We start from the raw sequence: 18,505 nt of genomic DNA, 5'->3' as shown, positions 1-18,505 counted from the left end.
AAGGGCCTCGTCAAGCCCCTCGAATTATGGGAAGGACCAGATCGCCTAGCAACTCAAACTACTATTGACTCCATATAATTGGCTGACTATTTTTAGTTTCTATTTCCGTACTTGTCAAAAATAGCAGCTTTAAAGTTCTGATAAAACGTCACTGGTCGTTTTATACCCAGCTTATCCACGTTACCCACATTATCCACAAACCCTTAATTTTTCTTTCGGCAATACATATTGTGTAATAATTCTTGGTTTTTACTTAAAGAATAATCGATACCGTTCTTTGAAAATGAACCTTCATAGCTTGTGCTGCATAGCTTTTCTGCATCCAGCCAATCTATCATATAGGGGATTTCATCATAGTAAAAAATAATAAGATTGTTGGCGCCGCAGCCTTGGATATATGATGTATTGTGGATAACTTGTTGATAATTTTTAATTTTCATAATGTCCGCCGGATGGTCACTTCGTATTTTTTGATTTCTTTGCAGATGGTTTCGCCTTTCGCACGCATTGCCGGGTAGTTCAACCCCTCTAACCTGTAATTTGGAAAAAATTTATTGAAAATGAAACGTTTCCCGGTTAGAAACGTTTAGTTAGATAGAGTCGAAATCATGTCGTGCATGCCGTCTACGTCTGGAGTCTGAGTCCATTTCCAACTGCAGCCGGTTCCGATGGATTGTCGAACTGAGCATACTGGAAATAAGAGATTGGCAGAGGGTGGACGTTATGGAAAAGACGATTTATATTGTGCTGACTGATACGGGGACGTTGTTGTCCAAGGGGATCGCTTTGTATACGAAGGAGCGATTGAATCATGTATCAGTAGCGTTCGACGCGGAGCTGCGCGATATGTATAGTTTCGGAAGGAAGCAGCGTCATAACCCGTTCGTCGGTGGTTTTGTGAAGGAGAACGCGGTTGCCGGCATTTTCGGGCGGGCGGATTGTGCGGTGTATAGTTGTACGGTGACTCCTGAACAATATGAAGAGATTCGGGGTGCAATCGGCCGGTTCGAGGAAAATCCGGATCAGTACCGCTATAATTTCATCGGCTTATTTGCTGTAGCCCTGAAAAAAGAGATCCAGCGGGAGAACGCATTTTTCTGTTCCCAATTTGTAGCCACTGTTATGAATGAAGGCGGGGTCCCCTTGTTTTCGTGGGAACCGCATTTCGTGCAACCTCGGCATTTTGCCCGGTTGCCTCGCTTGCGGAAGAAGTACGAAGGGGATTTGCGGACCTATCTGCGGCGAATGAGAGGGGACGAAGAGCGTCAGCCGTTGCCAAGCGGCCTGTGGAGAGGGTTGGCGCTGCGGCTGTTGGCGTGAAAGAGCGATTGTCCAGGGAGGCAGTTGCTCTTTTTTAAATAGGTTTGGAATATTATGTTACAATCGAATGAAAAAAAGGGGGGAGTGCCATGCAGGACGACTTGCAATCGGTAGTGGAGCGGGTAGCCCATCTGGAAGCGGAAGTGGCATCGCTTAAGCAGGAGTTGGCGGACCTTCGTTCGCAAGCATCCGTGACGCCTGCACGACCAGTAACTCCACCGCAGCCGGCAGAAATGCCGAAGCCCATCCCGAAAACCGGCTTCCGGCCGCTCCGTCCGAAGGAATCCGCAGAACCGGATCAGCCGAGGCAACCGAAGCCCGAATCCAAGCCAAGGCCGGAATTCAATTTGGAACAGGCGCTTGGCATCTGGTTGCCGCGGGTGTTCATGTTTATCCTTCTGCTCGGCTTGCTATGGGGATTGAAAGTGGGCATGGACTATGGGGTCATCACCAATCCGGTGCGCATAGCGCTCGGGTACGGCGGAACGGTTCTTCTCTATTACTTAGGGGTGCGGTTCATCCGGAACGGGAAAACAGGGTTCGGTTTAACGCTGCTCGGCGGTTTTCTGGCGCTTGGCATCTTGACGACGTTTGCTGCGCATCATCTCTATGGCTATTTCTCTTTCGCCGTCGCGTTTGTCGTCGGCGTCGCCTATATTGTTGCGGGCTTGTGGATGTCGCAGAAGATGCGTTCTGAGACTTTAACAATCTTTTCCGCGCTCGCTGGGTTCCTGTTGCCGTTCCTGCTGGAGGGGGAAGGTGCGACCGCCGTCCAATTTTGTTTGTATATCTTGTTGCTGTTCCTGTCACTGTTCTACGTTTCGCTGAGTCAGAAGCATAAGTATACATTTTACGTGACTTTCCTGTTGTTCCATTTGACGCTATTGATCTATGGCATCCTAGATGGGACATATGGAGATGAAACGATTCTCGTTGGTACGGTCATGATTCAGCATTTGGCTCTCCTATTCTTTTATGTCCGTGGTAGAGTTTCCCGGCATGTCTTTACCGAAGCGCTTCTTTATACGAATTTCGTCTTTTCCATCGGCTGGATCAAACTGCTGCCTCACACCGAGGAAGTGGCGGTCTATGGACTGCTGGCATTGCTGTATATTGTTCTGGCCGGCATGATGTTCCGTAAACAAGACGATTTGCTGCAAGGGGTATTGTCCGCTGTCGCGGTCTTCGCAGTGAGCGTGTTCATCCTGTCTTTCCGAATGGAGCATTACCCGGTGCGCCTGATGCTGCTCCTGGTAAACGGCGCAATTGGTATCTGGATTGGGTTGCGGTTCCGGACGTTGCGCACGGTGGTGACAGGATCGCTCGTGTACGGCTGGGTCTCGCTGACCATTTTCGGGATGTTGCCATTGCAGGAATTCATTTCACTGGAGCATGGCGTTTGGCTAGTTTTCCTTGGCTCGCTGCTTTGGATCTATCATTTGTTGTACCGGTTTCCGCCCGCTAAGTTGGAGGGTAAGCTAATTTTGTTGGACCGGAGTTTGATTGTTGGCCAACTGATCTTCCTGTTCTATCTCTATCAACTTGTGCACTTGTGGACCATCCAGTCTTCGCTCTCCCATGCCACGGCAACACATGTCCAGTACCTTGTGTTCATCGGCGTGTTTCTAGCGATGTACGGGTTCCATAAGTGGAAGCATGGGCTTTACCTGACCCATGCCGCGGTGTTCGGATTTTTGCTGATCGGCCTTTTCCTTCTGCCGATGGGGCTGACGTATTCATTTGAGGATGGCGGGTTTTTATTCAACCTGGTGGTGCAAATCTTGTATGTTGTTCTTCTGACGGCGATGATCCGTGCGATTTTGATGGATACCTTCTATATGAAACAGGAAGCTTTGAGACTGAAGGTCTCCGGTTTGGCGGTCGTCATGCAGATCCTCTATTTCCTGTTTTTGAATAAATGGTATTTCGCCTGGGTGGATCGGTATGGCTGGGACTCGGAGTTTGTCCTGCTGGTCCATACTTTCCTTTTATTCGCCTTTGCCTTCCTATCCGTGAGCATCGGGCGGAAGCTAGGATGGCGGCAAGTGAAAGTGCTTGGCGTCGCATTGATCGGGCTTTGTATCCTAAAGCTGTTTTTCGTGGATCTGGCGGCTATATCCATCATGATTCGCGCCATTCTGTTCATCGTCGTGGGAATTGTCGGGCTTGTCTATTCACGGACGTTGTTGAAGGAAACAGGGGAATGAAAAAGGAGAGGGATGAAAAGATAACGGTTCTAGTTCCTCCGCTTTTCGCAATTTAGCCGCAAACATGCGATAATGAAACAAACTACGAAATAAGGATGAAATCATGGCGAAAACAATTGATGTACAAGTGAATGCGAAACATAGTGCGGAGCTGAAGAAGGGGTATCCGCTCATTTTGAAGGATGCGGTCCTCAATCCAGATGTCTTAGTGAAAGAAGGCAGCCTGCTACGGTTGTTGGATAAAGATCGCCGTTTTATCGCGAAGGGGTATTACGGTGTCCAGAATAAAGGCATCGGCTGGGTGTTGACGCGCAAGGAAGAGGAAGAGATCGATTTTGACTTTTTCCAGTCCAAAATCCAGGCGGCGCTGGCTCGGCGCGAGGCACTGTTTGCCGATCCGGAGACAACCGCATTCCGTGTGTTCAATGGCGAAGGCGACGGGATCGGTGGGCTGACAATCGATTATTTTGCGGGCTACTATATGGTGAGTTGGTATAGCGAAGGGATTTATTCCCTAAAACATCATGTATATGGCGTATTCGAGAAAGTGGTCGACTACAAGGCGATTTACGAGAAGAAGCGGTTCGATACGAAAGGCCAGTATATCGAGCAGGATGACTTTGTCAAAGGGGAGCCGGGAGATTTTCCGATCATTGTCAAGGAAAACGGCATGAACTTCGCCATCGATTTGAATGACGGGGCGATGACCGGGATTTTCTTGGATCAGCGGGATGTGCGGAAGGCAATCCGCGATCATTACGCGGAAGGGAAACAGGTGCTCAACACATTTTCCTACACGGGCGCGTTTTCCGTGGCCGCGGCAATGGGCGGCGCCATCAAGACGACGAGTGTTGATCTGGCGAAACGTAGTGTGGCGAAGACGATCGAGCAGTTCAGTGTAAATGGCATCGATTACGAACAGCAAGATATTAAAGTGATGGATGTCTTCGATTACTTCCGGTATGCGAAGCGGCATGAATTGAAGTTCGACCTTGTCATCCTCGATCCACCGAGCTTTGCCCGTTCGAAGAAGTACACGTTCAGCACGGCGAAGGACTATCCCGCCTTGCTGATGGATGCGATTGCAGTCACTGAGAAAAACGGAATCATTGTCGCTTCCACGAATAATTCAAGCTTCGGGATGAAAAAATTCAAAACGTTTATCGAGAAGGCATTCGCAGATGCCGGATCAAAATATAAAATTCTCGAAGAATCTTCTTTGCCGAAGGACTTCCGGACGAATCGGGATTTCCCGGAATTCAATTATTTGAAAGTTGTTATCTTAAAGAAGTTGAAATAAGTCAAAGACCGCGCGGGTTTGTGCTGCGCGGTCTTTCCGTAGACTGAAATCGGTTTGGAAGTGGAACAATTGTTAGAAGCCATCATACATGGAATCATTCTTGCCTTCGGGCTTATTGTGCCGCTAGGCGTGCAAAATGTGTTTGTGTTTAATCAAGGCGCGCTGCAGCCTGTGTTCAGCAGGGCATTGCCCGTCGTCGTGACAGCCGCTGTCAGCGACACAATCCTCATTCTCGCCGCGGTGTCGGGCGTTTCCTTGCTCGTCCTGACATTTGGCTGGCTGGAAAATATCATTTTTGGTTTCGGTATCCTCTTTTTGCTATTCATCGGATTCTCCCTATGGCGCAGTGAGGCCGCGTCGCCGGAAACGGAAGCCGAACGGTTTACCGCCAAACGGCAAATCATCTTCGCGGCATCAGTCTCTCTTTTGAATCCGCATGCGCTTCTGGATACGATCGGAGTCATCGGCACGAACTCACTGAACTACGAAAACGAGGAAAAATGGGCATTTACTATGGCCACTATCATAGTTTCATGGCTTTGGTTCATCGGCCTGGCTGCGGCGGGGCGCTTCCTCGGAAGGCTTGACGCCAGCGGCAAGCTCATGCATGGGTTAAATAAAATCTCAGCCCTCATCGTATGGGCAGTCGCCGTTTATATGGCGATCCAACTTATTGAGAATGTCACATAACGTAGAAAATGAGAAACCTAAGCTTGCTATTTAAACGGCATGCCTAGGTTTTTATTGGGATATGGAGTCCCGGGCGGCCTCGAAACGTATTCAACGGACCTCATGGCATTTCCGCGGAACCTCACAACATTATCAGGGAATTTTCCAACGTTTTGGTTGAACTTCGAGACACATTCATCCAACCTCCCAACATTTTCGAAGGACCTCCCAACATTCCTGTACGACTCCGAAACATATTCTAATCCTCACTCGCTAAACGACTCATTCCGCCAATTCGGCATTCAGTTTCTCCGCTTGCTTCCTGAAATATAGATAGAAGGAAAGCCAGATAATCGTATAGACGACTACGAACAGCAACAGGACGAGCAAAGCATTGCGGAGGGAGAACGGAATCCATTGCAGGCCAAATGTGACGATGAAATAAAGAATAGCTACTGTGATGAAATGGGCGGCGGTCTGTTGCGCGAGGCTTAGCTTTTCATTTTCAAAATAGAGTGGGCTGACGGTGAAAAACCAGCCGGAGAAGATGCTGCCTAGCGTGTTTTTGACGAAGATTTGGGCATCGAGCGTTTCGGCGCCGCTCGCATAGATGAAAAGAAATGTGAACGCTACCGAGAGGAACGCTCCGAAGAAGATGCCGAGTATGCTGCGGGTGAGAAATGTTTTCATCCGTTTTTCCTCCTGTTCAATTTAAGTGCTTCTTTGATCGTATTGACGTAGGTGCGGGAGACGTATTCTTTCGCACCTGATTTGAAATGGACGCAGAGCGTTCCGTTGAAGGAGGCTTCGAATCGGCTCAGTTCATGCAGATTGGCGATGACCGATTTCGACAGTCGGATGAATTTCGAGGAAGGCAGCAGCTTCTCCAATTCATACAACTTTTCCTTCAACTTGAACGTCCCATCATTGGTCACTGCCATGACGGAATCGCCTTCTGCGTAAAAATAATGGATCTCGACCGGCTTTAGAATATGCTGCATTTCTCCGTCCTTACCGACGAGGAATTCGGTTTCCTGGCCTTTTATGAAATCAAGCAATTCTTGGATAGAAGAATCCAATTCATTGCACTGAATGATAATCTTTGTTTCTTCGTAGTCGGAATCGATGCTTAAAGATATTTTCATAGCACTCTCTCCTTTCGACAATAGTGTACCGGACATGGTAGCTATTGTCTGTAAGAAGTTTTCAGGCGACTCGCTTTTTTGAAGCTAACCGCAGGACGAGGAGAGCGATGATCGACAATCCTGCTACATAGCCGATCGATCGCCAGGTATCGGTGTTCCACTGCCATTGGCCGTTCCAGACGGCGATGAATAATTGATTCATATGATAAAGCGGGTTGACGCCCGCAATCAGCTGAACGAACTGTGGCATAAGGTCGACGGGCATCGAAAATCCGCCTGTGATCATGACGATCTGGAACAGGACGATGGAGAACACCAAAGCGCCGTTCAGACTGTTGAAGAAGGAGTAGATTGCTGCCGAAATGACGAGCAACAAGGCATTCAGCACGATGAAAAAACTGTAGGATAATATAAATTGCAACGGACGAAACGCGAGATCGTAAGCGATTATGCCGATGAGCAGCACAAACAAATAGCCGAAACTTGTAATGATGATAGATTTTAGAATGCTGGAGACCAGCAACGTCCTTGCAGGAACGGGTGAAAGGCTAATGCGCTTTTCCACTCCAGACACCCGGTTCATCACTTGGTCGAAGCCGAATGCGAAGAAGACGACACCGAATGTAATAAGCAGGATGAATGACGGCGTGTATGTCTCAGCGTAAGATAAGTTCCCTGCATATGTGGCATCCCCGAACAATTGGCCCATGAAAAGATACGTGGCAGGCGGTACAATGATCGTAAAGATAACATAGAACAATTCTCTTGAAAACATCAGCAAGTCGTATTTTAATTGGGTCGCTAACATGTGAACTCCTCCTTAAATAGATACCTTTTGTAAGTAGAAATCATGTATGGATGAAAAGCCGGAAGCCAAAATTTCATCCGTCGGTCTGAATACTTCAGCGACGCCTTCGTTGATCAGCAGCACTTTGTCGCAATACAGTTCGACCTCATCCATGTTGTGGGTTGTCAAAATGACGGTGCCGCCGGTCGATTGATTGTACGCTGTGATGTACTGCCAGAGCGTGTTCCGCATATGCGGATCGAGGCCGGTCGTCGGTTCATCCAGAATCAGGAGTTTCGGCTTGGACAGGAAGGCGATGGCGAGGCTGACAATCTGCTTCCACCCGCCCGATAGTTTGTCGAAATACTTTTTGCGATGGGGCTCCAGCTTGAAGTCGACCATGATTTCCCCGATGTCGATAGAGGAGCGGTAGTACGCCTTGAACAGTTTCAGCAGTTCCTCGACCTTCAGTGTTTTATAAAACTGGGTCGGTTGCAGAACCACGGAAATCTCTTTCCGCAGTCCTTCCAGTTCGCCGATTGTAAGAGACTGAATGTTTTGATCAAAAACAGTGACTGTTCCACTGTCATAAGATTTCAGCGTCATGAGAATTTCGAGGAACGTCGATTTGCCGGCACCGTTTTTGCCGATAACGCCGATGATTTCCCCGGCCTGCGCTTGGAAATTCACTCCTTTGAGGACGTGGTGGTTGCCATATGATTTTTGAAGATCGTTCACTTGGATCATCGTAAATCCCTCCGTGCTTTTGTTTGATGTCCAGCTCCGAGCGCCAGAGAATCGAACAGCGAAGGGTCGATTTGCCGTATTTCTGCGTTCTTTGCAGAAATTAAGGCACCTCCGGGGTCATAAGCCATGCCAGCCATGCGGCAAAGAACGCCGCCCGTCCGGCATGGCTTATGCCTGTCGCCTCTATGCGGGCGCCCTGCGCTTTTCTTGTTACTGAAAGTATATGGTGGTTTTATAAATGGCACAGCCGGTTCTCGGTGAGATGCTACTTTCTACAGGTGAGTTGCAGAAAAGACCGGGTGAAGTACAGAAAGAAATGGGAGGGGAAATCCGTGGATTCAATGAAACCGAAGAAGCGCAGTGCTTTGCGGATATACATGGGGACGAAAGCGTACCGTTTGAAACGGTATGCAGAGTGGATGTTGGATAGGAAAATGTATGCGAGGACAAAAGGGGAGGACAAGCTTGGGCATGTGTGGTTTAAGCATCAGACCCCGTTGATGCGTCAGTTGAAAGACGTCGAGATGGAATTGCAATCCAATAAGGTGACGAATCTAAAAATTGCGGCGCAACGGGTGAATCGGATTGTCATCAAACCGGGGGAGACGTTTTCCTATTGGCGGCTGATCGGCAACACGACAAAACGGAAAGGGTACGTCGAGGGGATGGTGCTGCATTACGGGAAGGTGACGGTCGGTGTCGGGGGCGGTCTGTGCCAGCTGTCGAATTTGATTTATTGGATGACGCTTCACACGCCATTGACGGTGACGGAACGGTATCGCCATAGCTACGACGTATTCCCGGATTCGAAACGGAACCAGCCATTCGGCAGCGGAGCGACATGTGCGTACAATTATTTGGATTTACAAATTAAGAACGAAACGAATGAGACCTATCAGCTCATTGTCTATCTGACCGATTTGAACTTGGTTGGGGAGTGGCGATCAACGGCCCCGGCGACACGGAAATATGAAGTGTACGAGAAGGACCATAGTTTCACTCGTGAGTTTTGGGGCGGCTATGTACGGCATAATTCCATTTATCGAAAAGTGTTTGATTTGGACGGCGAGCAGATTGAGGATGAGTTCATCACCGAAAATCATGCTATTACGATGTACGAACCGTTTTTGACGTATGAGGAAGCCGGTGATGTTTGAATTTCCAAAATGTCACAAATCCGTTGGATGACAAGTACCGCAGACCCTAGTAAGCTGAAGATAATAAGCTGTGAAGTTTCTGTGAGGAGGTTGTCGCAGTGAAACGGATGCTGGTTTTAGTACTAGTCGTGGCGGCTTTTGGATTGGCGGGATGTGCCTATACGTATAGCGATGAGGACGGGTATCGGATGGCAGTCATCAATTCGGGTTTCCCCGTACCCAAAAATGCGTATGAAATCAAACCTGAAGCATGTACGGGGGAAATCGCCAAATCGGCAAAATATAAATTGAAAGACATCGGTGACGCAGAAGGCACACCGCCTGCTGCATACTTGGGAGAGATTGAAAAATGGGGCTGGACGGAAGTGGAAGAGAGCCGAGTTGGCAATGTCCACTTTTTCAAAAAGGAAGGCAAGATCATGTCTATCGTCGTTCAGAAGAATATTTTCGATTTGTATGAGTTGACGGAGGATGTGAAGTTGTAAGATTCATTTGAAACATAATAGGGTTTCCATACGTACAGTGGATAAGTGGAAGGGAGAGCGCTATGCGGAGACGGAATCCTTTGCTGTTCGCTGTTGTCTTGGTGGTCGGCGCCGTAATACTGTTCTGGATGAGAGAGAAGCCGCTCAACGGGAATGATGCAGAATCGATAGGCCGGATACTTCTGGAGCAGGAACAGCACGGAGATGTAACGATTTTGGAGATTAAAGATGTTGAAAAGTACCGGGTCGTTACGTATTTGCATAATGACACCAATCAGGCGCTGGCGATGTTCCGGAAGAATGCAAAAGGGAACTATGAGTGGGTGCGAAGCGAGAAACAGACAGGTGAACCGCTCGCTATCTTCAACACTAGTCTTCTTTACATGGACGTCCAAGAAGGACCGTCATTCATTTTTGTGACTAATTCGGAAAATCAGGTGGCTGCCGTGCAAGTAGAGGTGAACGGATTTTCGGAAAAAATCGAACTGCCGGTCGGTGAGGCGGCTGTGAAGTGGTTGGATATACCGAAATCGGGAGAAGGACAGTATGCCTTTACTTTTACTTATTTCGATCAGGACGGGAATGAAATAGAAGAGATGGGGAACGGATGATGTGACACGGCATCATCTTTTTTGTTTCTCTTGAAACGTATGTTCGCGTTTGGTATATTAGATTTAATAGTCTGAATAAAAGGGATGGAATTATGCTGGCTGAATTCGTGTTGGAACAAACGGATGACTATGAAGCGGATGGGGATTTTGTAAATCAGGATGGGTTATGGAAAAAGGTGATTGGTTTTATTTTATAGATTATTTATTACAACTTCCGGTTAATTTGAGGAAAAGGCTTAGTGGCAACATGATTCCATTATTGAAAAAGGAGGACAGCCAGATGCTACAATCCGATAAATGGGAGTTATCCCCGACGTTGGAAGAGGCACTTGCCATGAAACAGAGGGAGGGCGAGGAGAAGGGGAGGCTTGAAGGAAAAATCGAGGGGCAGTTGGAAGAACGCCGGAACTTAGCAAAGGCCATGCTAAGCGAAGGGTTTGCTGCCGAGCAGATTATCAAATTGACCAAGCTGAGTGCGGAGGAAGTGGGACTGCTTAAGAAAGGCTTATTGTAGGAAAATTGTATTTTATATCTATGAAAAAACAGTCCCATGGTCAAGGTGACTATGGGACAGCGGAATCTTGTTTATTCACTTAATTCAACATTGTGATACACTTGCTGAACGTCTTCTAGATCATCTAGCGCATCAATCATTTTCTCGAATTGGGCTTGTGCTTCTTCGGAAAGTGCAATTTCGCTTTGTGCGAGCATCGTCAATTCCGCAACTGTAAACTCGGTAATGCCTGCTTCTTGGAAAGCTTCTTGCACTACGTGAAATTGGTCGGGTTCGGCATAAATGATGACTGTGTCATCTTCTTCCAAAATATCGCGAACTTCTACATCGGCTTCCATCAAAAGCTCGAGCACTTCATCGGCGGTCTTCCCCTCGAGACCGAAAACCGCGGTGGCATCAAACATATAAGATACGGATCCGCTGACCCCCATATTCCCGCCGTTTTTCCCGAACGCAGCACGGACTTCGGAAGCAGTCCGGTTCACATTATTCGTCAACGCATCAACGATGACCATTGAACCGTTTGGCCCAAATCCTTCGTATCGGAGCTCGTCGAAGTTCTCATCCGATCCGCCTTTTGCTTTTTCGATGGCCCGGTCGATAATGGCACGTGGTACGCTGTACGTTTTCGCCCGTTCCACTACGATTTTCAACGCCTGATTCAATTCTGGATCCGGTTCGCCTTGTTTGGCAGCTACATATATTTCACGTCCGAATTTCGCGTAAATACGACTTGTATTGGCATCCTTCGACGCTTTCTTTTCTTTAATATTATTCCATTTACGGCCCATCTGTCTTCACTCTCTTTCAATAGCATAGAGTTAACTGTACTATTATACATCCATTGTTTAGATGGAAACAAGTAGAAAGTCGTGTGAAGCCGGCTGGTAGTCTGGAACCCTTCACACGAGCAACAACGCATCCAAGTCGATGATCTCGATTTGGCGCTGTCCTCTTTGACGGATCCAACCGGCGTCTTCGAAATCGGAAAGTTTGCGGCTGACTGTTTCGGGGGAAGTGCCGAGGTGGGAAGCGATGTCCTTCCGTGTCATCGGCAAGGCAACCATCAGCGATTTCTGCCCTTCCGCTAGGTCTGCCAAGTAGAGGGCGACCCGGGTTTCGACAGGTTCCAGCGCAATGATCGTAGCTTGTTTTTCTGATTTTGCAAGACGGGAGGAGAACTCCGTCAACACTTTCAGGGAAATGGCGGGGTATTTCAGAAGAAACTGTCGAAAGTTGTCCCGTCCCATGACGCATAGCTCGACCGGCTCCAATGCTTCAGCGTAGGAATCATGGACTGATTCGGTGAATAAAGAGAGTTCCCCCGTGAAGTCGCCGGGCTCCAATACTCGGACGAGTTGTTCTTTACCGTTTTCCGCCAACCGGTATATTTTCACGCGCCCTTTATGGACGATGTACAGTCCGTCCGACCGCTCTCCGGCGCGGTAGATCGTATTTCCGCGGCGATGCGCGACAGAATTGGTTTCTTTGACAATCTCCGCCATCTCGGACTCATCTAGATGATTGAAGATCGGGACGATGGATATGCACATTTTCTGTATCTCCCCGTTACCGCCTTTATTAGGTTCTGCCAACTATCTCCCTCCTCATTCCAATGCGGGCTCTGCCAGTGTGTGTTCCGTTACCTTCTTTTTTCCATTATAACGGATCAAACGGATGGCATTCAAAATAACTGCTAGGACGCTCAGTTCGTGGATGAGCATACCGGTTGCGAGGAACACTTTTCCGAGCAGGACGCCAATCAGGAGCAGGATGACTGTTCCGACTGCGAAGAAGGTGTTTTGCTTCATATTGCGGACGGTCGCTTTGGCAAGTGAGTAGGCGTGCGCGAATTGGTCGAGTCGGTCTGCCATAAGGACCACATCGGCGGTTTCCATCGACACATCTGTCCCGCCTTCACCCATCGCGAGTCCGATATCCGCTGCCGCGATGGCAGGGGCGTCGTTGATGCCGTCCCCAGCCATGGCGACCCGGTTTCCGGCTTCCCGCAGCTTTTGTACCATGGCGACCTTATCCTCGGGGAGCAGATCGGCATGGACTTCATCCAGACCGAGTTGAGAGCCGACGAGTTGTGCCGTATGGCGGTTGTCTCCCGTAAGCATGATCATTCGTTTGACGCCGGCCGCTCGCATATGAGCCAAAGCGTTTTGGGCTTCAGGACGAATCCGGTCGGCGATGGAAAAGATACCTGCCATTTGTCCGTCGATGGCCGCGAAAATTGCCGTATTCCCCGCTTTTTCGCGTTTCACCGCATATGCTTCCTCGGCAGTTTCAATGACGATGCCTTCCGCTGCCATCAATTTTCGGTTCCCGATGACTAGTAAGCGGTTTTCAATGCGAGCGCAGATTCCGTTCCCTTTGATCACCTCCGCCTCTTCAGGCTCTCTGACGATTGCCAATCCCCGCCGTTTCGCTTCCTTGACGATCGTCTGGCCGAGGTGGTGTTCGGAAATCATTTCAGCTTCCGCAACGATGCGGAGCAATTCCTCTTCATTCCCCCCGAGGGCATGGATGTCCGTCACTTCGGGGCGTCCGCGTGTGAGCGTGCCGGTTTTGTCGAATACGACCGTGTCGATTTTTGCCAGCTTCTCCATGATGTCGCCGCCTTTGATGAGGACTCCGTTCCGTGCGCCATTTCCGATCCCTGCAACAATCGAAACGGGGGCGGAGATGACGAGTGCACCCGGACAAGCGATGACAAGGAAGGTGAGCGTCATTTCAATATTGCGAGTGAAAATATAGACGAGAATGGACAGGACGACGATGGACGGCGTATAGATATTGGCAAACCTATCGAGGAATTTCTGCGTTTTCGACTGAGATTCCTGGGCCTCTTCCACCAGCTCGATAATCCGGGCGAACGTCGTATCGTCGCCGACGCGGTCCGCGATGACTTCGATGTAGCCATTGTCGACGATTGTCCCGCTGAACACGCGGTCGTCCGCCATTTTGGTTGCCGGGACGGACTCACCTGTGATGGCGGCTTCATTCAAAGTCGCTTGGCCTGTCAGGATTTGTCCGTCGACTGCGACTTTTTCACCGGAGCGGATGAGGACATGATCGCCTTCCTCCACTTCATCGACCGGAATCGTCACAGATTCGCCGTCACGGATGACGGTCGCTTCGAGCGGTGCCATGTCGATAAGTGATTTCAGGGACGAACGGGTTTTTTCAAGCGTCCGGGCTTCCAAATAGGCACCGAATAAAAACAGGAACGTCACGGCAGCCGATTCGATGTATTCACCGATGAACAAGGCACCAACGACTGCGATTGTTACTAATAATTCAATGCTGAATGCTTTCATCCGAAGCGCCTTGAGCGCTTTGAAAGCAATCGGAATGCCGGCGACGATTGTCGAAGCGATCAACAGTCCTTGCTTCCAGTCGGGCAGGTCCAGGAAGTGGAGGGCGATGGCCGCCGTGAGTAGGATCGCTGTGACAGCCGTGATTCGGAATGTCCATTTGGCATTCATATTCAACACTCCAATCAGGATACTTTTTGTGATAGGACGGGGTAACCCAAGTTGACGATCACTTGCTGGATGTCATCTACCTGGACGAGATTTTCATCGAACTGCGCCCGAACCTTCCCGGAATGGAAAAGCACTTTCGCTTCTTGGACGCCATTCATTTTCTTCAATGAACTTTCGATCTTTTTAATGCAGGATGGACAGCTCAACGGTTCTAAACCAAATACGACTTTTTTCATTTTTTATTCCTCCTTGTTTTCTTCTTGTCTATAGCATAAGGGAAGACTTGGATTGAATCCTTGACCCCCGTCAAGTTAGGAACAATCTTTACTTTTTCTTCTAGCCGAAGTGCTTTATACTAAGGATGGCACTACATTTTCGAATGGAAAGGAAACGTGGCACCCATGAAACTCGTGTACCAAGGCAAGACGAAAGATGTATACAAATTACAGGATGGCAATGTGTTATTGAAATTCAAAGATGATGTAACCGGCGAAGATGGCGTCTTCGATCCGGGTGCGAATACAGTGGGTTTGACGATTGAAGGAGCAGGGAAATCGGGGCTTCGAATGACAAAATATTTCTTCGAAAAGCTAGTGGACAAGGGGATTCCGACCCATTATGTCGAGGCAGATCTCGAGAGCGTGACGATGACGGTCAAATCTGCGACTGTTTTCGGCAAAGGGCTGGAAGTCATTTGCCGTTATCGGGCAGTGGGTAGCTTCCTCCGCCGATATGGCGCTTATTGCGAAGAAGGAAAACCACTTGATGCCTTCGTCGAAGTGACGATCAAAGATGATGACCGCAACGATCCGCCGATATCGGAAGACGGACTTGCGCAGCTTGGCATCTTGACGAAAGACGAATATGCAACGCTGCAACACCTCACGCAAGAGATTTCAGGTGTCGTAAAAGAAGAGCTTTCTGCAAAAGGCCTCGACTTATACGATATCAAATTGGAATTTGGCCGGGATGAAGAGGGGCGAATTATGCTCATCGACGAAATTTCGGGTGGGAATATGCGTGTCTATAAAGACGGAGAATATATCCTTCCGCTTGATTTGGAAAAATTATTTTTTGAATAAAAATTCAGGACCCCGCGAAGTGAAGCACTCGCGGGGTTTGTTGCTGTTTTTTGCCATCTTGCTCTATGAAAATTTTGATAGAATCGTTTGACTTTTAGAATTTGCTACTCTATACTAGGCAACTAGTGTCACATATGGCACTAAAATGAATCGTTTACTTCTTCGCCTAGACGAATGAAAACCCCATCACGAAAGGCAATGATGGCCTTTGGCAGGGTTGCCGAAGCCTATTTGATCGAGTTGGTTGGGTGGATGAACGAGTATGGCAGTGAAATTCAAGATATCGAAAGTGTCTTTCATATCAGCGAATCCTGTGCACCAACAAGCTGTTTCTGTAATGAACAAAAGGATGCCCGATCCTTTTGCAAAGGCGCTATTTTTTGCTCTTCATACTGCAAGGCAGAAAGCAAGCCCATTTTTGTTATCGTCCCTCATTTTCCCGAGGCGGCGATTCCTACGTAAGTTCCCTTGCTAATCCACAATGTAAAACCCACGTATGACCTGTGAGGACGGCCGTTTGGCGACTCACGCTCTAAATTCAACAACAAATCCAACTTTACTTTATTTACAATTCGTCTGGCAGAAGAGGTGAATGGTTTTTCGACAGCTGAGAACGGCATCAGGAAGCCAATAGGGGTTTCCAAGAAAAAACATCCCCATGGATGATAGGACTTGGAGGAAATCATTTTTGTCAGTAGGAAAAGGAAGTGCAACCGCAGTAGTCGAAAGCGATTCCCTTGTATTTCGGTTACCGACGGAAGAGGACGGCAAAGAGATTTGGCAGCTCATTAAAGAGACAGGCGTCTTGGATCTGAATTCTTCGTACAGTTATTTGATGTGGACGAAGTATTTTGATGAGACGAGCGTTGTCGTCGAAGCGGATGAACAACAGATTGTCGGATTCATCTCTGGATTTATTCCACCGAAGGCACCGGATACGCTTTTCATTTGGCAGGTGGCGGTGGATGCGTCCCAACGGGGGAAAGGCATCGCGTCCCGCATGTTGCAGTCGATTTTACAAAGGGATGTATGTCGGAATATTCGGTGTTTGGAGGCGACTGTAAGCCCTTCCAACAAAGCGTCGGACGCTCTGTTCCGCAAATTGGCGAGAGACTTGGAGACTGGATGCCGGGTGACGGAGTGCTTTACGGAAGAACAATTTCCTGGAACCGGGCATGAAGCCGAATGGCTTTATACGATCGGCCCATTTGAAAAGTTTTGACAAGGAATGAGACGAGAACAGCTTTATTTAAAACCCTATTAAACAAATTTATTTAATGGAGGAATGTCAACCAATGGTACTGACAATGGACCGAAATCCGATGGAAATTTTCGAACACCATGAGTCACAAGTAAGGAGTTACAGTCGCAGTTTCCCGACCGTATTCAAGAAGGCGAAAGGCTATAAGATGTGGGATACGGATGGGAAGGAATATATCGATTTCTTCGCGGGAGCGGGTGCTCTGAACTACGGCCACAATAATGAAAAAATGAAACAGAAATTGATTGAATATATTTTGGAAGATGGAATTTCACATAGCCTGGATATGGGAACGGAAGTCCGCGCCCAATTCCTCCAGCAATTCCATGATGTCATTTTGAAGCCGAGAAACTTGAATTATAAAATCATGTTTCCTGGACCCACAGGTACAAATACGGTGGAAAGTGCTTTAAAGATTGCACGCAAAGCGACAGGAAGGCAGAACATCATTAGCTTCACGAACGGCTTCCATGGAATGACGCTCGGCGCGTTGTCTGTGACGGGGAATTCATTCAACCGCGAAGGGGCAGGGGTTCCGTTGACGAATACGGTTGCAATGCCGTTTGACACGTTCTTGGATGAAGGGGATTCAATCGCTTATTTGAAACAGTATTTGCAAAATGCGGGCAGCGGCATGGACTTGCCGGCAGCGGTCATCTTGGAAACGATCCAAGGGGAAGGCGGCATCAACGCAGCTAGCTTCGAATGGCTGCAAGAGATCGAGAAACTCTGCCGTCGTTATGACATGCTGCTCATAGTGGATGATGTGCAAGCGGGCTGCGGGCGGACCGGAACTTTTTTCAGTTTCGAACCGGCGGGCGTCCAACCAGATGTCGTCTGCCTGTCCAAGTCGATTGGCGGTTATGGCTTACCATTTGCGATCACGCTGATCAAACCGGAATACGATATTTGGGGTCCTGGCGAACATAACGGGACGTTCCGCGGTAATAATTTGGCAATCATCGCGGCGACAGAAGCGCTGTCTCATTGGGAAACGGATGAGTTCGCCAAATCGGTCCAAGAGAAATCGAAGATCATTAAAGCGCGAATGGAAACGATTGTCGACAAATACCCGCAATTGAAAGCGACGGCGCGTGGACGTGGATTCATGCGCGGCATCGCTTGCGGGGAAGGCAAGGAAGATTATGCGGGGAAAATTTGTGCCAAGGCATTTGAAAAAGGATTGATCATCGAGACATCTGGGCCTTCCAGCGAAGTCGTTAAGTTTTTAGGATCATTGACAATCGATGAAGAAGGACTGCATAAGGGATTCGATATTTTAGAAGAGGCGATTGAAGAAGTCGTCCGGAACTAAAGGGAGATGAGAAAATGATTGTACGCACATTGGATGAAGTTATCGGGACGGAAAACGAGATGAAGGCAGAGACGTGGTCGAGCCGCCGCTTTTTATTGAAGAAAGACGGCATGGGCTTTTCCTTCCACGAAACGATCATTTACGCTGGGACGGAAACGCATATCCACTACCAAAACCATTTGGAAGCTGTCTATTGCGTGGCCGGAGATGGAGAGATCGAAACTATCGCGGATGGCAAAGTGTACCCGATCACAAACGGGACGATGTACGCGTTGAATGAAAACGACGAACATTATTTGCGGGGAGGCAAGGAGGATATGCGGCTGATCTGCGTATTCAACCCGCCGCTCGTCGGTTCGGAAACGCATGATGAAGAAGGCGTTTATCCATTGTTGGAAGCATAAGAGAATC

Annotated in this window: 21 protein-coding genes; 12 read left to right on the top strand and 9 right to left on the bottom strand. The window is 48.5% G+C overall.

Translation table 11 applies throughout. The annotated features are described in order from the left end of the window. Positions 1 to 203: 203 nt before the first annotated feature. Entirely contained in the window at positions 204 to 440 is a 237-nt protein-coding gene (locus tag MKY41_RS16120; protein ID WP_340746066.1) for a hypothetical protein, read from the bottom strand. A 283-nt stretch (positions 441 to 723) separates the two neighbouring features. On the opposite strand from MKY41_RS16120, the gene MKY41_RS16115 reads away from it, so the two are divergent. From MKY41_RS16115 to MKY41_RS16100, 4 genes are all read left to right on the top strand, one after another. Then, positions 724 to 1,320 carry a hypothetical protein gene (locus tag MKY41_RS16115; protein WP_340746065.1) on the top strand — a complete coding sequence of 199 codons (597 nt, stop codon included), beginning with the start codon at positions 724 to 726 and terminating at the stop codon, positions 1,318 to 1,320. Between the two features lie 89 nt (positions 1,321 to 1,409). Further along, positions 1,410 to 3,527, top strand: coding sequence for a DUF2339 domain-containing protein (locus MKY41_RS16110; RefSeq protein WP_340746064.1), 2,118 nt, complete (start codon positions 1,410 to 1,412; stop codon positions 3,525 to 3,527). Positions 3,528 to 3,630: 103 nt separating this feature from the next. After that, on the top strand, positions 3,631 to 4,827 hold the full coding sequence (locus tag MKY41_RS16105; RefSeq protein ID WP_340746063.1) for a class I SAM-dependent rRNA methyltransferase: 1,197 nt from the start codon (positions 3,631 to 3,633) through the stop codon (positions 4,825 to 4,827). Positions 4,828 to 4,896: 69 nt separating this feature from the next. Further along, a complete protein-coding gene (locus tag MKY41_RS16100; protein ID WP_340746062.1) occupies positions 4,897 to 5,517 on the top strand; it encodes a LysE/ArgO family amino acid transporter in 621 nt (206 codons plus the stop codon). Positions 5,518 to 5,778: 261 nt separating this feature from the next. Here the strand turns inward: MKY41_RS16100 and MKY41_RS16095 are convergent, their stop codons facing one another. The 4 genes from MKY41_RS16095 to MKY41_RS16080 all read right to left on the bottom strand — a co-directional run bounded on the left by MKY41_RS16095 (position 5,779) and on the right by MKY41_RS16080 (position 8,175). Further along, positions 5,779 to 6,186, bottom strand: coding sequence for a DUF3021 domain-containing protein (locus tag MKY41_RS16095; protein ID WP_340746061.1), 408 nt, complete (start codon positions 6,184 to 6,186; stop codon positions 5,779 to 5,781). Beyond that, the gene (locus tag MKY41_RS16090) at positions 6,183 to 6,641 is read right to left on the bottom strand and encodes a LytTR family DNA-binding domain-containing protein (RefSeq protein WP_340746060.1); all 459 of its coding nucleotides are present in this window, start codon (positions 6,639 to 6,641) and stop codon (positions 6,183 to 6,185) included. The genes MKY41_RS16095 and MKY41_RS16090 overlap by 4 nt, the downstream gene beginning before the upstream one ends. A gap of 61 nt (positions 6,642 to 6,702) precedes the next feature. Continuing rightward, the gene (locus MKY41_RS16085; RefSeq protein ID WP_340746059.1) at positions 6,703 to 7,449 is read right to left on the bottom strand and encodes an ABC transporter permease; all 747 of its coding nucleotides are present in this window, start codon (positions 7,447 to 7,449) and stop codon (positions 6,703 to 6,705) included. 12 nt (positions 7,450 to 7,461) lie between these two features. After that, positions 7,462 to 8,175, bottom strand: a complete 714-nt coding sequence (locus tag MKY41_RS16080; protein WP_340746058.1) for an ABC transporter ATP-binding protein — start codon at positions 8,173 to 8,175, stop codon at positions 7,462 to 7,464. Positions 8,176 to 8,516: 341 nt separating this feature from the next. On the opposite strand from MKY41_RS16080, the gene MKY41_RS16075 reads away from it, so the two are divergent. From MKY41_RS16075 to MKY41_RS16060, 4 genes are all read left to right on the top strand, one after another. Continuing rightward, positions 8,517 to 9,332: a VanW family protein gene (locus MKY41_RS16075; RefSeq protein WP_340746472.1), complete on the top strand. Its 816-nt coding sequence runs from the start codon at positions 8,517 to 8,519 to the stop codon at positions 9,330 to 9,332. Positions 9,333 to 9,430: 98 nt separating this feature from the next. Continuing rightward, complete coding sequence (locus MKY41_RS16070; protein ID WP_340746057.1) at positions 9,431 to 9,817, top strand: hypothetical protein; 387 nt, start codon at positions 9,431 to 9,433, stop codon at positions 9,815 to 9,817. A gap of 62 nt (positions 9,818 to 9,879) precedes the next feature. Further along, the gene (locus MKY41_RS16065) at positions 9,880 to 10,428 is read left to right on the top strand and encodes a hypothetical protein (protein ID WP_340746056.1); all 549 of its coding nucleotides are present in this window, start codon (positions 9,880 to 9,882) and stop codon (positions 10,426 to 10,428) included. A 280-nt stretch (positions 10,429 to 10,708) separates the two neighbouring features. Further along, complete coding sequence (locus MKY41_RS16060; RefSeq protein ID WP_340746055.1) at positions 10,709 to 10,942, top strand: hypothetical protein; 234 nt, start codon at positions 10,709 to 10,711, stop codon at positions 10,940 to 10,942. A gap of 71 nt (positions 10,943 to 11,013) precedes the next feature. On the opposite strand, the gene MKY41_RS16055 is transcribed toward MKY41_RS16060, so the two are convergent. From MKY41_RS16055 to MKY41_RS16040, 4 genes are all read right to left on the bottom strand, one after another. Next, the gene (locus tag MKY41_RS16055; RefSeq protein ID WP_340746054.1) at positions 11,014 to 11,733 is read right to left on the bottom strand and encodes a YebC/PmpR family DNA-binding transcriptional regulator; all 720 of its coding nucleotides are present in this window, start codon (positions 11,731 to 11,733) and stop codon (positions 11,014 to 11,016) included. 111 nt (positions 11,734 to 11,844) lie between these two features. After that, positions 11,845 to 12,537 (bottom strand): Crp/Fnr family transcriptional regulator, encoded by a 693-nt coding sequence (locus MKY41_RS16050; RefSeq protein WP_340746053.1) that lies wholly within the window; start codon positions 12,535 to 12,537, stop codon positions 11,845 to 11,847. A gap of 12 nt (positions 12,538 to 12,549) precedes the next feature. Then, a complete protein-coding gene (locus MKY41_RS16045; protein ID WP_340746052.1) occupies positions 12,550 to 14,436 on the bottom strand; it encodes a heavy metal translocating P-type ATPase in 1,887 nt (628 codons plus the stop codon). A gap of 14 nt (positions 14,437 to 14,450) precedes the next feature. Next, positions 14,451 to 14,672 carry a heavy-metal-associated domain-containing protein gene (locus MKY41_RS16040; RefSeq protein WP_340746051.1) on the bottom strand — a complete coding sequence of 74 codons (222 nt, stop codon included), beginning with the start codon at positions 14,670 to 14,672 and terminating at the stop codon, positions 14,451 to 14,453. Positions 14,673 to 14,837: 165 nt separating this feature from the next. Between MKY41_RS16040 and MKY41_RS16035 the strand changes: the two genes are divergently transcribed. From MKY41_RS16035 to MKY41_RS16020, 4 genes are all read left to right on the top strand, one after another. Next, positions 14,838 to 15,518 carry a phosphoribosylaminoimidazolesuccinocarboxamide synthase gene (locus MKY41_RS16035; protein WP_340746050.1) on the top strand — a complete coding sequence of 227 codons (681 nt, stop codon included), beginning with the start codon at positions 14,838 to 14,840 and terminating at the stop codon, positions 15,516 to 15,518. A 688-nt stretch (positions 15,519 to 16,206) separates the two neighbouring features. Beyond that, on the top strand, positions 16,207 to 16,740 hold the full coding sequence (gene ectA, locus MKY41_RS16030) for a diaminobutyrate acetyltransferase (protein ID WP_340746049.1): 534 nt from the start codon (positions 16,207 to 16,209) through the stop codon (positions 16,738 to 16,740). A 73-nt stretch (positions 16,741 to 16,813) separates the two neighbouring features. Continuing rightward, on the top strand, positions 16,814 to 18,094 hold the full coding sequence (gene ectB / locus MKY41_RS16025) for a diaminobutyrate--2-oxoglutarate transaminase (protein WP_340746048.1): 1,281 nt from the start codon (positions 16,814 to 16,816) through the stop codon (positions 18,092 to 18,094). A gap of 14 nt (positions 18,095 to 18,108) precedes the next feature. Next, a complete protein-coding gene (locus tag MKY41_RS16020; RefSeq protein ID WP_340746047.1) occupies positions 18,109 to 18,498 on the top strand; it encodes an ectoine synthase in 390 nt (129 codons plus the stop codon). Positions 18,499 to 18,505: the final 7 nt, after the last annotated feature.

Origin of the sequence: Sporosarcina sp. FSL W7-1349, assembly GCF_038003045.1 — a bacterium.
In the GTDB taxonomy this organism is placed as follows: domain Bacteria; phylum Bacillota; class Bacilli; order Bacillales_A; family Planococcaceae; genus Sporosarcina.
The sequence above is the reverse complement of the archived record's forward strand: the minus strand, read 5'-3'. Positions and strand labels throughout refer to the sequence as shown.

Excerpts from the sequence above, each read along its gene's own strand:
- MKY41_RS16075 (WP_340746472.1), top strand. The coding sequence starts at position 8,517 with ATGAAACCGAAGAAGCGCAGTGCTTTGCGGATATACATGGGGACGAAA.
- MKY41_RS16110 (WP_340746064.1), top strand. The coding sequence starts at position 1,410 with ATGCAGGACGACTTGCAATCGGTAGTGGAGCGGGTAGCCCATCTGGAA.
- ectB (WP_340746048.1), top strand. The coding sequence starts at position 16,814 with ATGGTACTGACAATGGACCGAAATCCGATGGAAATTTTCGAACACCAT.
- MKY41_RS16115 (WP_340746065.1), top strand. The coding sequence starts at position 724 with ATGGAAAAGACGATTTATATTGTGCTGACTGATACGGGGACGTTGTTG.
- MKY41_RS16095 (WP_340746061.1), bottom strand. The coding sequence starts at position 6,186 with ATGAAAACATTTCTCACCCGCAGCATACTCGGCATCTTCTTCGGAGCG.
- MKY41_RS16020 (WP_340746047.1), top strand. The coding sequence starts at position 18,109 with ATGATTGTACGCACATTGGATGAAGTTATCGGGACGGAAAACGAGATG.
- MKY41_RS16065 (WP_340746056.1), top strand. The coding sequence starts at position 9,880 with ATGCGGAGACGGAATCCTTTGCTGTTCGCTGTTGTCTTGGTGGTCGGC.
- MKY41_RS16090 (WP_340746060.1), bottom strand. The coding sequence starts at position 6,641 with ATGAAAATATCTTTAAGCATCGATTCCGACTACGAAGAAACAAAGATT.
- MKY41_RS16120 (WP_340746066.1), bottom strand. The coding sequence starts at position 440 with ATGAAAATTAAAAATTATCAACAAGTTATCCACAATACATCATATATC.
- MKY41_RS16085 (WP_340746059.1), bottom strand. The coding sequence starts at position 7,449 with ATGTTAGCGACCCAATTAAAATACGACTTGCTGATGTTTTCAAGAGAA.
- MKY41_RS16060 (WP_340746055.1), top strand. The coding sequence starts at position 10,709 with ATGCTACAATCCGATAAATGGGAGTTATCCCCGACGTTGGAAGAGGCA.
- MKY41_RS16080 (WP_340746058.1), bottom strand. The coding sequence starts at position 8,175 with ATGATCCAAGTGAACGATCTTCAAAAATCATATGGCAACCACCACGTC.
- MKY41_RS16105 (WP_340746063.1), top strand. The coding sequence starts at position 3,631 with ATGGCGAAAACAATTGATGTACAAGTGAATGCGAAACATAGTGCGGAG.
- MKY41_RS16045 (WP_340746052.1), bottom strand. The coding sequence starts at position 14,436 with ATGAATGCCAAATGGACATTCCGAATCACGGCTGTCACAGCGATCCTA.
- MKY41_RS16035 (WP_340746050.1), top strand. The coding sequence starts at position 14,838 with ATGAAACTCGTGTACCAAGGCAAGACGAAAGATGTATACAAATTACAG.
- MKY41_RS16055 (WP_340746054.1), bottom strand. The coding sequence starts at position 11,733 with ATGGGCCGTAAATGGAATAATATTAAAGAAAAGAAAGCGTCGAAGGAT.
- MKY41_RS16040 (WP_340746051.1), bottom strand. The coding sequence starts at position 14,672 with ATGAAAAAAGTCGTATTTGGTTTAGAACCGTTGAGCTGTCCATCCTGC.